This window comes from Pedococcus soli, assembly GCF_054782575.1.
The window spans coordinates 41,860-55,468 of the sequence record NZ_BAAGSF010000005.1; the positions used below are offsets into that span (position 1 = coordinate 41,860).

Annotated in this window: 12 protein-coding genes and 1 tRNA gene; 9 read left to right on the forward strand and 4 right to left on the reverse strand. The window is 71.8% G+C overall.

Translation table 11 applies throughout. From position 1 onward, the window contains the following. Window positions 1-2: 2 nt before the first annotated feature. The gene (locus ACYVKF_RS13330) at window positions 3-1,247 is read left to right on the forward strand and encodes a M20 metallopeptidase family protein (protein ID WP_460967013.1); all 1,245 of its coding nucleotides are present in this window, start codon (window positions 3-5) and stop codon (window positions 1,245-1,247) included. A 77-nt stretch (window positions 1,248-1,324) separates the two neighbouring features. Beyond that, window positions 1,325-1,400, forward strand: a tRNA-Arg gene (locus ACYVKF_RS13335). Between the two features lie 54 nt (window positions 1,401-1,454). Here the strand turns inward: ACYVKF_RS13335 and ACYVKF_RS13340 are convergent. Further along, complete coding sequence (locus ACYVKF_RS13340) at window positions 1,455-2,342, reverse strand: DNA-3-methyladenine glycosylase family protein (RefSeq protein ID WP_460967015.1); 888 nt, start codon at window positions 2,340-2,342, stop codon at window positions 1,455-1,457. Continuing rightward, the gene (thpR, locus tag ACYVKF_RS13345; RefSeq protein ID WP_056917807.1) at window positions 2,339-2,911 is read right to left on the reverse strand and encodes an RNA 2',3'-cyclic phosphodiesterase; all 573 of its coding nucleotides are present in this window, start codon (window positions 2,909-2,911) and stop codon (window positions 2,339-2,341) included. The genes ACYVKF_RS13340 and thpR overlap by 4 nt, the downstream gene beginning before the upstream one ends. A 59-nt stretch (window positions 2,912-2,970) precedes the next feature. Here thpR and ACYVKF_RS13350 point away from each other — a divergent pair, with 59 nt between their 5' ends. The 7 genes from ACYVKF_RS13350 (at window position 2,971) to ACYVKF_RS13380 (ending at window position 11,613) form a co-directional block, all read left to right on the forward strand. Next, window positions 2,971-3,861, forward strand: coding sequence for a hypothetical protein (locus ACYVKF_RS13350; RefSeq protein ID WP_157598555.1), 891 nt, complete (start codon window positions 2,971-2,973; stop codon window positions 3,859-3,861). A 207-nt stretch (window positions 3,862-4,068) separates the two neighbouring features. Then, window positions 4,069-5,739 (forward strand): dynamin family protein, encoded by a 1,671-nt coding sequence (locus tag ACYVKF_RS13355; protein WP_369818832.1) that lies wholly within the window; start codon window positions 4,069-4,071, stop codon window positions 5,737-5,739. Then, entirely contained in the window at window positions 5,736-7,448 is a 1,713-nt protein-coding gene (locus ACYVKF_RS13360) for a GTPase (protein WP_056920058.1), read from the forward strand. The genes ACYVKF_RS13355 and ACYVKF_RS13360 overlap by 4 nt, the downstream gene beginning before the upstream one ends. Before the next feature lie 150 nt (window positions 7,449-7,598). Next, entirely contained in the window at window positions 7,599-8,159 is a 561-nt protein-coding gene (locus ACYVKF_RS13365; RefSeq protein ID WP_162246865.1) for a single-stranded DNA-binding protein, read from the forward strand. A 53-nt stretch (window positions 8,160-8,212) separates the two neighbouring features. Further along, window positions 8,213-9,895, forward strand: coding sequence for an energy-dependent translational throttle protein EttA (gene ettA, locus ACYVKF_RS13370; RefSeq protein WP_460967019.1), 1,683 nt, complete (start codon window positions 8,213-8,215; stop codon window positions 9,893-9,895). 160 nt (window positions 9,896-10,055) lie between these two features. Beyond that, on the forward strand, window positions 10,056-10,976 hold the full coding sequence (locus ACYVKF_RS13375) for an LLM class F420-dependent oxidoreductase (RefSeq protein ID WP_460967021.1): 921 nt from the start codon (window positions 10,056-10,058) through the stop codon (window positions 10,974-10,976). A gap of 70 nt (window positions 10,977-11,046) precedes the next feature. After that, on the forward strand, window positions 11,047-11,613 hold the full coding sequence (locus ACYVKF_RS13380; protein WP_056917800.1) for a GNAT family N-acetyltransferase: 567 nt from the start codon (window positions 11,047-11,049) through the stop codon (window positions 11,611-11,613). A 48-nt stretch (window positions 11,614-11,661) separates the two neighbouring features. On the opposite strand, the gene ACYVKF_RS13385 is transcribed toward ACYVKF_RS13380, so the two are convergent. Further along, window positions 11,662-12,336 (reverse strand): response regulator, encoded by a 675-nt coding sequence (locus ACYVKF_RS13385; protein WP_460967023.1) that lies wholly within the window; start codon window positions 12,334-12,336, stop codon window positions 11,662-11,664. Then, window positions 12,333-13,529, reverse strand: a complete 1,197-nt coding sequence (locus ACYVKF_RS13390; RefSeq protein ID WP_460967025.1) for a sensor histidine kinase — start codon at window positions 13,527-13,529, stop codon at window positions 12,333-12,335. The genes ACYVKF_RS13385 and ACYVKF_RS13390 overlap by 4 nt, the downstream gene beginning before the upstream one ends. Window positions 13,530-13,609: the final 80 nt, after the last annotated feature.

Genomic DNA, 13,609 nt, shown 5'->3' on the forward strand with positions numbered 1-13,609 from the left:
TCGTGCGCACCCTCGACATCGCCTCGACCATCGGCCCCGACCTCGTCCGACTCCGGCGCGAGCTGCACCAGGTGCCGGAGGTCGGCATGGACCTGCCGCTCACGCAGCGGGCCGTCCTCGACGCGCTGGACGGCCTCGACCTCGAGGTCACGCTGGGTCGCGAGCTGTCGTCGGTCGTCGCGGTCCTGCGCGGCCGTGGCGGCTCGCGCACCGGGACGGACCGCCCGGTCGTCCTGCTGCGCGGCGACATGGACGCCCTGCCGGTCACCGAGGACCTCGACCTCGACCACGTCTCACGCCACGTCGGCCGGATGCACGCCTGCGGCCACGACCTCCACGTCGCGGGCCTGGTCGGTGCGGCGCGGATCCTGCACGAGCTGCGCGACGAGCTCGAGGGTGACGTCGTGCTCATGTTCCAGCCCGGGGAGGAGGGACCCGGGGGAGCGGAGCCGATGATCCGCGAGGGCCTGCTCGAGGCTGCCGGCCGTCGTGTCGACGCCGCCTACGCCCTGCACGTCTACTCGTCCGAGTACGCGAAGGGGGTCTGGTTCGGCCGTCCCGGTCCGCTCATGGCTGCGGCGGACGAGGTCAGGGTGACCATCGTCGGCGAGGGCGGACACGGGTCGCAGCCGTTCCGGGCCAAGGACCCGATCCCCGTGGCCTGCGAGATCGTCGTGGCCCTGCAGACCCTCGTCACCCGTCAGTTCGACGTGTTCGACCCGGTCGTCATCACCGTGGGGAAGTTCGTCGGTGGCACCAAGGACAACATCATCCCCGACGAGGCGGTGTTCGAGGCGACCGTGCGCAGCCTCTCGGAGGAGGCCCGAGCCGAGGTCAGCGCGAAGATCGAACGGCTGTGCACCCAGCTCGCCGCCGCCCACGGCCTCACCGCCGTCGTCGAGCACCTCCCCGGCTACCCCGTGACGGTCAACGACGAGGCCGAGTACGCCTTCGCCAAGGACACCATCGTCGACCTGTTCGGCGCCGACCGCTACAGCCACCAGCGCGATCCGGAGATGGGGTCCGAGGACTTCTCGTTCGTCGGTCAGCTCGTGCCCAGCGCGTACGTCAACCTCAGCGCCTGTCCCGCGGCCGACCACGACTCTGCACCCGACAACCACTCGCCGCGGGCTGACTTCGACGACTCGGTCGTGCCGGACGGGGCGGCCCTGCTCGCCGAGCTCGCCCTGCGCCGCACGGCCCAGCTGTCGGCCCGCCCGCCGCAGGCGGCAGCGAGCTCTGACTGAGACCTCAGATCGCGGGAAGGATGCGGAAGGCGTCCGCCAAGAGGATGTTTCGCGATCGGTTAGTCTCTGGCCCACTGGCCCCCGTAGCTCAGCGGATAGAGCGAGTCACTTCTAATGACTGGGTCGCAGGTTCGAGTCCTGCCGGGGGCGCCATCCCATGCCGATGAGCCTGGGGCGCGGACGTGCCGGCTCGCCGCTCCGGCGTGGTCAGAGGTGCTTCGCGTATGCCGCGTGGTGCCACAGGTGGATGGCCGCATAGGCCCGCCACGGGGCCCAGCCCGCTGACCGGGTGAGCACCTCGCGCTGGGTCGGGAGGTCGAGGGCCTTGCGCAGGACGAGGTCGCCGTGGGGGAACGCGTCAGCGTCCCTGAGTGCCCGCATGGCGACGTAGTCGACGGTCCACGGCCCGATGCCGGGCAGCGCGAGGAGGCGGCGCCGGACCTCGCTGTGGTCCGAGTCGGGTGCGATGACCAGCCCTTGCGCACAGGCCTGCGCCAGGGCCACGACGGTGCGAGCCCGTGCCCCGGTCACGCCGACAACCGACTGAAGCTCCGTGGCGTCGGCGACGGAAAGTGTTGCAGGGGATGGGAACTCGCGCAGCGTGGAGTCTGCATCGAGGACTCCCCAGCGCTGGACGAGTCGTGCGGCGAAGGTCTGGGCGGCCTGGAGCGAGACGTGCTGGCCGAGCACCGTCATGACGGTGGCCTCGAAACCGTCGAAGGCGCCCAGGATCCGCAGCGTCGGGTTCGCGGCGACGAGCGGCCCCAGGACGGGGTCGCCGCCCAGGTGCCTGGCAGCTGCCGCGAGGTCGGTGTCGAGGTCGAGCCACTGTCGTACCCGGCGGCCGACGGCGCCGAGCTGGTCGACGGACCCTGGCCTGATCCGGGCGCTGACGGTGACCCGGTCCCCGGCGAAGTGCGCCAGCAGGAGGCGCGGTCCCGCCGGCGTCGGCACCAGCCGCTCGTACGTCCCGGTCGACGCCTCGACCCGCTCGAGCCCGGGCACCGCGTGGGCGAGGAGCGCGGCGAAGGCCTCGCGGGCGGCATACGGGTGGACGTCGACGACCGGGGCGAGGGCAGCGGCGGCTGGGCTCACTCCTCGCCACCGAGTGGCATCGTCGCGACAGGGCGGTACTGGCGCGGGCGGCCACCCGACGGCGCGTGCGAGGCGAACAGCGTCACCTCGTCGGCGTTCCACCGCGGACCGGAGTACGCGTCGAGCACCCGCAGCCAGCGGGTCGCCTCGAAGGAGTGCCGCGCCCGGGCCACGGTGAGGTGCGGCTGGAAGCCACCGCCCTCGGGTGTGGCGCCGACGTGGGCACAGGACGACCGGACGTTGCGCGCCAGCGCGGCCAGGGAGCCCCTGGCCTCGTCGTCGCCGTCGACCCCGATCCACAGGACCCTGGCGTCCGCCGCGTGCGGGAAGGCCCCACCCGAGTGCAGCCGGGAGGCGAACGGTTCGCGGTGGGCGGCGGCCTCGGCCACGGCGAGCGCGACCTCGTCGAGGCGACCCTCGGGGACGTCGGCCATGAAGGCGAGGGTGATGTGCCACAGCGAGGGATCGGTCCAGCGGAGCTCGCGGTCGGTGTCCCGTCGGGGGTCGAGGAAGTCCGCCAGGTCCTCGAGGGCGTCCTCCGGGGGCACGACCGCGGCAAAGATGCGCATCGCACCATTGTGGACGCCTCCGACCGGGATAGATTTGTCGGACCGACGAAGGGGTGGGGATGCTGCAGAAGGCGAGGGAGCTGTCTGGGGCGCAGGTGTGGTTCCTCACCGTGCGCGTGGCCGAGGTCGGGGTGGCGGCCCTTCTCGTGGGTGCGTTGATCGAGGCGCGATCCGCATGGGCCCTCGGCGCGCAGTACACCGGCCAGTCCGGCCTCGGGTCGGGGGTGCCCACGGTCTCGCTGATGCAGCGGATCATCGGCATGGCCCTCTTCGGCGGGTACCGCGCGCCCGTCAGCGTGCTGGTCGTCGCCGTGTCCCTCGCCGGCCTGCTGGTGGTCCTGCACCGGTGCCAGCCCGTCAGCCACACGCGGTACCTGCGGTGGGAGTGGCTCGTCCTGTGGGCGGTCGCGGCCCTGCTCTCCCTCGTGGCGAGCGCCATCTGCATCATCGCCCTGTTCGGCGACAACCCGTACGCCTCCACCGACCCCGGGGTCATCTCGGGCAGCATCGGCCCGGGGTACCACGAGCAGGTGATCGGCAACCTGTCCTGGCCCCTGGGTGCGCTCCTGCTGCTGGCCCCCCTCGGACTGTGGTGGGCCCGGCTGCCCGACATGGACGACCTCGAGGACTCCCTGGCCGGGCTCGTGGCCGGGGTGCCGGAGGGGAGTGCGTCGGACGTCGGCACACCCAGGACCGTGGCGGTGACCGAGCACGGTGAGGTCGGGCGACCTGCCGGTCCGGTCATCCCGACGGTCCGAACCGGTCGGTTCCCGAACCTGAAGGTTCCGCGCGCGTCTCGGTCCGCCCGCCCTGTGCGGGGCGGCGACGGGGACTCGATCTTCGTCGACGAGGTGGAGCAGATCGAGCCGGTCGAGCGCCTCCAGCCGCGCGAGAGCGACTCGGGGGACGGGTCCACGGCGAGCGGGTACGACGGGTACTTCCGGCGGTAGCCGGCCTCCCGTCACTGCCTCGTCGGCACCGGACCACCCTCGTGAACCCGCCGCGGAGGGGCCTCGTGGTCCTCCGGAGGGGGCGCACGACCCGATCGTTACCGATGAGGGGTCCGCAACGGTCTGTCGTGGCAGGTTGCATGCGGTCCGGTTCGTTAGGCTTGCGGTGTGATTTCCCGGGACGACGCCATGTCCATGTTGGGCGCCGTGACGACCCTCCGAGACCAGGTGGCAGACGCAGAGCTGCCGCTCGACATCCCCGGCGTGGCCACGGGTCGCGCGACCCGTGACTCGCTGCTCAAGCAGCTCGACGACTACGTCATCCCGCGGCTGCGGTCGCTGGACGCCCCGCTGCTCGCGGTCGTGGGTGGTTCGACGGGCGCGGGCAAGTCGACGCTGGTCAACTCCATCGTCGACGCCCAGGTGAGCCGGTCGGGAGTGCTGCGGCCGACGACCACCACCCCGGTCCTCGTGCACCACCCCAAGGACGAGCGCTGGTTCCTCGACGACCGGATCCTGCCCGGTCTGAGCCGGGTCACCGGCGCCGCGACCGAGGACGACGGCGAGGCCTCGCTGCGGATGGTGGCGTCCAGCTCCCTGCCGCCGGGCATGGCCCTGCTCGACGCCCCCGACATCGACTCGGTGGTCAGTGCCAACCGCGCCCTGGCCGGCCAGCTCCTCGCGGCGGCCGACCTGTGGCTGTTCGTCACCACGGCCGCGCGCTACGCCGACGCCGTCCCGTGGGACCTGCTGCGCCAGGCCTCCGAGCGCGGCACCGCCGTGGCGATCGTCCTCGACCGGGTGCCCCCCGAGGCGATGGCCGACATCCGCAGCCACCTCGCGTCGATGCTGCGCGACCAGGGACTGTCGACCGCGCCCATCTTCGGCATCCCGGAGGCCGCCCTCACCTCCGAGGGTCGCCTCCCCGAGGCCGACGTCGCCCGACTGCGGTCGTGGCTGTCGGCGCTCGCGAGCGACGCCCGGGCCCGCGCGGTGATCGTCAAGCAGACCCTCGACGGGGCGCTGGGCTCCCTCGAGGAGCGCACCGTCTCCCTCGTCGGCTCGACCCGCGACCAGGTGACGGCCGTGACCGCGCTCCACGAGGCGGCCGAGCTGTCCTACCGCGACGCCGTCCTCCACGTCGAGCAGGGCATGACCGACGGGACCCTCCTGCGTGGCGAGGTGCTCGCCCGCTGGCAGGAGTACGTCGGGACCGGCGAGTTCTTCAAGCAGGTCGAGTCGACCATCTCCAAGGTCCGCGACCGCATCACCGCCGCGATCAAGGGCACCCCACCCCCGTCAGGCGACCTCGGTGAGGCACTGCAGACCGGTGTCGCCGCCCTCATCCAGTCGCAGGGCCAGGGAGCGGCCGCCACCGTGGTCCGCCAGTGGCGTCAGCTGCCGGGCGGCGACTCCGTGCTCCAGGCGCACCCGGGCATGGCCAAGGCCTCGCCCGAGTTCACCGCCTCCGTCGAGCGCCTCGTGCGCGACTGGCAGGGCGAGCTGCTCGACATGGTGCGCAGCGAGGGCAAGGACCGGCGCACGACGGCCCGCATCGCGGCATACGGACTCAACGGGATCGGTGTGATCCTCATGCTGGTGGTGTTCGCGCACACCGGCGGGCTCCTCGCCGGCGCCGAGGTCGGCATCGCCGGCGGGACCGCGGTGCTCGCGCAGAAGGTGCTCGAGGCCATCTTCGGCGACCAGGCCGTGCGCGACATGGCCATCCGCGCCCGCAAGCGCCTCCTCGAGCGGGTGCGTGAGCTGTATGCCGCGGAGCAGCTCCGCTACGACCACGCCCTCGAGGGCGTGGCCACCAGGGAAGACCGGGCCGAGCGCCTGGCAGATGCCGCAGCAGCGGTGAAGGCGGTTCGATGAGCCCGTTGATCATGGGCCGGAGCAAGGTCAAGGGGATGAGCGCCGAGGAGCTGGGCGAGCGTTCCGCCGCCCTCGGTGACGCCCTCGAGGCCGGGGGGAGCCAGCTCGACCCCGGCCGCGTCGTCGACGCCCGAGCCGTCATCGAGAAGGTCACGGCCCGCACGTCCAGGTCCGGCAACCACACCGTGGTCGCGCTCGCGGGCGCCACGGGCTCGGGGAAGTCCAGCCTGTTCAACGCGATCGTCGGTGATGGTGTGGCAACCGTGGGCGCTCGGCGGCCGACGACCTCGCGCCCCATCGCCGCGGTCTGGGGCGACGACGACGCGAGCGACCTGCTCGACTGGCTCGAGGTGGCGCAGCGGCACCACGTGCAGGCAGCTCCCACGGGTGCTCCCGCGACCGGCGGGGGGAAGCCGTCGAAGGGTGCCCCTGCGGTGACCTGGAACCTCGACGGCCTCGTGCTCCTCGACCTGCCCGACTTCGACTCCCGCGTCGAGGCCCACAGGCTCGAGTCCGAGCGCGTGCTCGAGCTCGTCGACGTGTTCGTGTGGGTGACCGACCCCCAGAAGTACGCCGACGCCCGGCTGCACGACGACTTCCTCAAGGTGCTGTCGACGCACGACGCCGTCACCGTGGTGGTCCTCAACCAGGCAGACCGCCTGTCGGCGGACGCCGTCACGCAGATCCGAGGGGATCTCGCGCGCCTCACCGCCGAGGACGGCATCGCCGGGGTGCAGGTCCTCGCGACGTCCGCGACGACCCGCACGGGTCTCGACGAGCTGGCGATGCGGTTGGGCACCGCCGTGGCCGCCCGGAACGCCGCGCAGGCACGGCTGGCGGCCGACATCCGTGCGACGTCCGGCCGCCTCCGGGTCGACGTCGCCGACACCGAGCCCACCCTGCCCGACACCGTGGACGCCGCCCTCGTCGAGGCGTTGTCCCGTGCCGCGGGGATCCCGACGGTCGTCGCGGCCGTGGAGCGCGACTACCGCAACCAGGCCTGGAGCAGGACCGGTTGGCCGTTCACGCGCTGGGTCCGTGCGCTGCGCCCCGACCCGATGAAGCGGTTGCGGCTCAACACCCGTGACTCCGTGGAGGAGAAGCTCGCCGTCACCGCGGGGGACGTCCGCTCGGTCCTGGGCCGCTCCTCCCTTCCCCCGCCCACCCCGGCGGCCAGGGCCGCCGTCGACCTCGCGACCCGGGGTGTGGGCGACGGTGCCGCCGAGGGTTTGCCGCACCGGTGGGCGGAAGCCGTGTCCGACGCGGCGACGCCGCCCGGTCCCGAGCTCTCCGACGCCCTCGACCAGGCCGTCGTCGGCACCTCCTTGAGGATGCGGGCACCCTTGTGGTGGCGGGTGTTCGGGATCGCCCAGCTGCTGCTCTCCCTCGTGGCCGTGCTCGGCCTGGTGTGGCTGGTGGTCCTCGTCGTCCTGGGGTGGCTGGCCATCCATGACGTCAGCACGCCGAGCCTCGGGCCGGTGCCGTACCCGCTGCTGATGTTCGCCGGCGGGTTGCTGCTGGGCCTGGCGCTCGCCGCGCTGGCGCGGTGGTTGGCCCGCCTCGGTGCGCGCCGGCGAGGGCAGGTCATCCGTGGCCGCCTCACCGACGCGGTCGCAGCGGTGGCCGCGGAGCGGATCGTGGGGCCGGTGCGTGCCGTGCTGGCCAGGCACCGGGCGGCCCGCGAAGGCCTCGACCGCGCCTCTGCCTGAGGGCCCGACCCGTAGCCCGTCCACACCTCGTCGTCCTGTCACCGGCTGTCCACAGGTGCCGGCGTCCACCCTCCCGCGGCCCCTCGTCGCTCGCCACCCTTGCGTCCAACCCCGCTGACGGGGACGGACGAAGAGGATGAGGTGGACGACATGAACGAGATCTACACGACGGTCCAGGGACGACTGGTGGCCAACCCGGAGTCGCGGACGACGCGCGGGGGAGTGCCCTTCACGGCGTTCCGGCTGGCGTCGACGGTGCGCCGGCCCAACCCGCAGACGCGCGAGTACGAGGACGGCCCGACCAACTTCTTCAACGTGACGGCGTTCCGGACCCTCGGGGCCAACGTCGCCAACTCGCTGAAGAAGGGCGACCCCGTGGTCGTCTACGGCCGGATGCGGGTGAACCAGTGGATGCGCAGCGACAACATCCCGGCAACCTCGGTCGAGATCGACGCCTACACGGTGGGGCACGACCTCACGTGGGGCACGACCGAGCTGGTCAGGGTGAGCCGGGCCCAGATGGACCAGACGGACCGGCTCTCCGACGAGGCGATCCAGTCCGTGCACGCCGAGCTCGAGGCCGGGAGCGGGCTCGACGCGGCGAACGACGAGTACGACGTCGTGCCCCAGCCCACGGGACTGGTGCCGCGCGAAGCCGACCGGGAGGACCCGGAGCGCGAGGACTCCGGTCGCGAGCTCACCGCCGTCTGAGACGGCGGCACGCGGATTCGGGCGTGGGGGCGGTGGCCGTTAGCCTTGCCCCCATGCCCGAGTTCATCTACGTCATGTCGAAGGCCCGCAAGGCCCATGGCGACAAGGTCATCCTCGATGACGTCACCATCTCCTTCTATCCCGGGGCCAAGATCGGCGTCGTCGGACCCAACGGCGCCGGCAAGTCCTCGGTCCTCAAGATCATGGCCGGGCTCGACCAGCCGTCCAACGGCGAGGCCCGCCTGACGCCGGGGTACTCGGTCGGCATCCTCATGCAGGAGCCCGAGCTCAACGAGTCCAAGACCGTCCTCGGAAACGTCGAGGAGGGCGCCGGCGAGATCAAGGCCAAGCTCGACCGCTACAACGCCATCTCCGCGGAGATGGCCGAGCCCGACGCCGACTTCGACGCGCTGATGGAGGAGATGGGCAAGCTCCAGGAGGCCATCGACGCCGCCGACGCCTGGGACCTCGACTCCCAGCTCGAGCAGGCCATGGACGCCCTGCGCTGCCCGCCGCCGGACGCCGACGTCACGGTCCTCTCCGGTGGTGAGCGCCGCCGCGTGGCCCTGTGCAAGCTGCTCCTGCGGAAGCCCGACCTCCTGCTGCTCGACGAGCCCACCAACCACCTCGACGCCGAGTCGGTCCTGTGGCTCGAGCAGCACCTCGCCGCCTACCACGGTGCCGTCGTCGCGGTCACCCACGACCGGTACTTCATGGACAACGTCGCGCAGTGGATCCTCGAGCTCGACCGCGGCCGCGCCTACCCCTACGAGGGCAACTACTCGACCTACCTGGAGAAGAAGCAGGCGCGTCTGGAGGTCCAGGGCAAGAAGGACGCCAAGCTGGCCAAGCGCCTCGCGACCGAGCTCGAGTGGGTCCGCTCCAACGCCAAGGCCCGCCAGGTGAAGTCCAAGGCCCGACTGGCCAGGTACGAGGAGATGGCGGCCGAGGCCGACCGCACCCGCAAGCTCGACTTCGACGAGATCGCGATCCCGCCGGGTCCGCGCCTGGGCTCGACCGTCATCGAGGTCAACAAGCTGAAGAAGGGCTTCGGCGACCGCGTCCTCATCGAGGACCTGTCGTTCACGCTCCCGCGCAACGGCATCGTCGGAGTCATCGGCCCGAACGGCGTCGGCAAGACCACGCTGTTCAAGACCATCGTCGGCCTCGAGGAGGCGGACGACGGTTCGGTCAAGATCGGCGAGACGGTCAAGATGTCGTACGTCGACCAGAGCCGTTCGGGCCTCGACCCGAAGAAGAACCTCTGGGAGACCGTGTCGGACGGCCTCGACCACATCCAGGTGGGCCAGGTCGAGATCCCCTCGCGGGCCTACGTGTCGCAGTTCGGGTTCAAGGGCCCGGACCAGCAGAAGATGACGGGGGTGCTCTCCGGTGGCGAGCGCAACCGCCTCAACCTCGCGCTGACCCTCAAGCAGGGCGGCAACCTGCTCCTGCTCGACGAGCCGACCAACGACCTCGACGTCGAGACGCTGGGCTCCCTCGAGAACGCCCTGCTCGACTTCCCGGGCTGCGCCGTGGTCATCAGCCACGACCGGTGGTTCCTCGACCGGGTGGCGACGCACATCCTCGCCTACGAGGGCACCGAGGAGAACCCGAGCAAGTGGTACTGGTTCGAGGGCAACTTCGAGTCGTACGAGGCCAACAAGGTCGAGCGCCTCGGTGCCGACGCGGCCCGCCCGCACCGGGTGACCTACCGCAAGCTCACCCGCGACTGACCGAAGCGCCAGCGCACCGACGCAGCCGCAGCCGCAACGCACCACCGCAGTTCGCACCGCAGCCGTAGCGCACCACCGCAGCCCGCTCCACCCACCCGGTGGCGCGGGCTGCGGCACACCCGCCGTTGTGGTCGGTGCGCGGCTGTGCGCAGGATGGAGCATGCGACTCGGACACCAGGTCTCCTACTTCTCCTGGCCGGGGGCGCCGGCCACGATCGGGCCCACCTTCGGCCGGATCGCCCGCAACAGCGAGGGGGCGGGTCTGTCGAGCCTGTGGGTGATGGACCACTTCTTCCAGATCTCGATGATCGGGCCGCCGGAGCTCGACATGGTCGAGGGGTACACCGCGCTCGCATTCGCTGCCGGACAGACCAGCCGGATCGGGCTGGGCACGCTCGTCACCGGTGTCACCTACCGGCACCCCGGACTGCTGGCCAAGACCGTCACCAGTCTCGACGTCCTCTCCGGTGGGCGGGCCTGGCTGGGGATCGGTGCCGCCTGGAACGAGGAGGAGCACCGTGGCCTGGGGGTGCCCTACCCCTCCACCAAGGAGCGCTTCGAGCGGCTCGAGGAGACGCTGCAGATCTGCCGGCAGATGTGGGCCGGGGACCAGTCCCCGTATGCCGGGCGGCACTACCAGCTCGACCGGCCCCTCAACGTCCCCGAGAGCCTGAGCCGGCCCCACCCGCCGATCCTCATCGGGGGAGGCGGCGAGAAGAAGACGCTGCGACTGGTGGCCCAGTACGCCGACGCGTGCAACCTGTTCGACAACGGTCTGGGCCCGGAGGGGATCCCGCGCAAGCTCGACATCCTGCGCGGTCACTGTGACGACGTCGGGCGCGACTACGACGAGATCGACAAGACGGTCCTGGCGCGGGTGGCTCTTAGCAGCGACGGTTCGGGCAGCGGCCCCGGCGGGAAGCCGTACGCCACCGTCGACGAGACGGTGGAGCGGTTCGGGAAGCTCTCCGAGGCCGGGATCGACACGGTAATCATGGGACTGGCCGACAACACCGAGGACGCGACCTACGGGCTGGTCGCCGAGCTCGTGCGGCAGGTCGAGCCGCTGAGCGCCCGCTGACCGACCTGCCGCGCGCTGGTCTGCAGGAAACTCGGTTGGCGGCGCGCACCGCCATCGGCATGCTTGCGCCATGACCGACTACGCCGAGACCGATCGCCTGCTGCTGCGCCAGTTCACCGCGCACGACGCGGACCTGCTGATCGAGCTCGACAGCGACCCGGCGGTGATGCGGTACCTCACCGGCGGCGAGCCGGACCTGACGCCGGACGCCGTGCGGGACGAGGTCATCCCGAGCCTGCTCAACGCGTACGAGCGGTGGGACAGCCGGTTCGGGCTGTTCGCCGCCCACGAGAAGGAGACCGGGGACTTCATCGGCTGGTTCCTCCTGCGCCCGCTGCGGACGGGGCCCCTGGACGAGGTCGAGGTCGGGTACCGGCTGCGACAGGACGCGTGGGGCAAGGGGTACGCCACGGAGGGTTCGCGGGCGCTGGTGGACAAGGGTTTCGCGGAGCTCGGAGTCACCATGGTCTGGGGCGAGACCATGGCGTCCAACGTCTCCTCCCAGAAGGTGATGTCGAAGCTCGGCATGTCCGTCGTCGCACAGATCCCGACGCCCGAGGACATGCAGGGCGTCGAGGGCGCGGAGCGTGGCGGCTACCGGTTCGAGATCACCAAGGAGCAGTGGGACCGACGCTGATGGCAACGGCCGGACCGAAGGCCGGCCGGGTCGCCGGGGAGCAGGGCCTCAGGTGAGCCCGGCGTCGTGGACGATCAGCGCGATCTGCACGCGGTTGTCGGCGTCCAGCTTGGTGAGCAGCCGGGAGACATGGGTCTTGACGGTGGGGACACCGAGGTAGAGCTCGGCCGCGATCTCGGCGTTGGACCGTCCGCGGCCGATGGCCACGGCGACCTCGCGCTCGCGCTCGGTGAGGGTGTCCAGCAGCGACCTCGCAGACGTCGAGCGGTCGGTGTCGCCCGCCGTCACCGAGGCGATCAGCTGCGCCGTGACGGTCGGCGAGAGGGTCGGCTCACCCGCCGCCACCGACCGGATCGCGTCGACGATGCGCTGGGGCGGGGTGTCCTTGAGGAGGAAGCCGCTGGCCCCCACGCGCAGTGCCGACACCACCATGTCATCGGTGTCGAAGGTGGTGAGGACGATGACCCGGGTCGGCGTCACGCGTGCGGACCCGGCCCGTCCCGCGACGACGAGCCGGGTGGCCTCGAGCCCGTCGCGGCGGGGCATCCGCAGGTCCATCAGCACGACGTCGGGCTGCGTGGTGCCGACCGTGGCGACCGCCTCGACCCCGTCAGCGGCCTCCCCGACGACCTCGATGTCAGGCGCGCCGCCGAGGATCATGCCGAGGCCCGCGCGGACGAGCGGGTCGTCGTCCACGAGGACGACGCGGATGGTCTCGCTCATGCGCGCCACGGTAGCCGGGCGCGCACGACGAACTGGCCGCGCCGGTCGGTGCCGAAGGTCAGCTCACCACCGGAGAGCACCGCCCTCTCGGTCACTCCGGCCAGGCCCATCCCGGACTGGGGGAGGGGGTGCGCCAGCGCAGGCACCGCGACGGCGTTGCTCACCCTGATGTCCAGCCCGACCCCCGGTGCGCCGGTCACGGCGAGCGAGACCGGGGCCCCCGGCGCGTGCTTCCGTGCGTTGGTCAGGCACTCCTGGATGATGCGGAAGGCGTTGCGGGACAGAGCATTCGGGGCATCCTCGAGGTGGGAGACCTCGATCGAGGAAGCCACTTCACGGCCCGCCGCGCGCTCCTCGTCGACGAGCGCCTGCACGGACTCCAGGCTCGGCTGGGGTGGTTCGACGCCGGGGGCGTCGAGGTCTCCCTTGGTCGGGTCGCGCAGCACGCCGAGGACCTCCCTCAGCTCGGTGAGGGCGAGGTGGGCGTTGTCGCGGATCACCGCTGCGGTCCTCGTCGTCTCATCCGGGGTGAGGTCGCTGCGGTAGGCCAGTGCGCCGGAGTGCATGGCCACCAACGAGATCCGGTGCGCGAGGACGTCGTGCATCTCACGGGCGATCTGCGCGCGCTCGTTCGCCCTCGCCTCGGCGACCCGGCTGGCCTGCTCGCGCTCGGCCGTGTCGGCCCGGTCGCGCAGCGACGCCATCAGGTCGCGGCGGGCGCCGATGTAGTAGCCGATCGAGATCGTCAGCGACACGAGCAGGGCGCCGATGACGACGTTGAGGAGGCTGAACCACAGGCTGTCCCGGGTCGGACGCAGCGCCTCGTACGTGAGGCCGCCGGCGACGGACACCAGGGCTGCGAGGGCGACCGGGCGCCAGCGACGGTGGCTGGCCAGGGACACCATGGCGATCAGTCCTGCACCGACGGCCAGCGACGAGACCCCGCTGAGGGCGGCCGTGGCCAGGGCCACGGGAAGGGGGAACCGGCGGCGGAACGGCAGCAGCGCCAGCGCGACGACCCCGAACACCACCTCGAGGAACGGCAGCACCTCGGGGACCTGGGGCGCGCCGGGCTGCTCGGCGTCCGTGAGGACGATGCCGAACAGCACCAGCCCCACGGCGAGTGCGAGCAGCAGGCGCCACGTCTCGCCCCAGACGGTGCGGGGGAGCGGGGACGCGTTTCGCAGCAGCACGCGACGAGCGTATGCCGCCGAGCCCAGGCCGGTCGTCATCCCCCGGGGCCGTGACCCGAGACCAAAGGATGACCCCACAG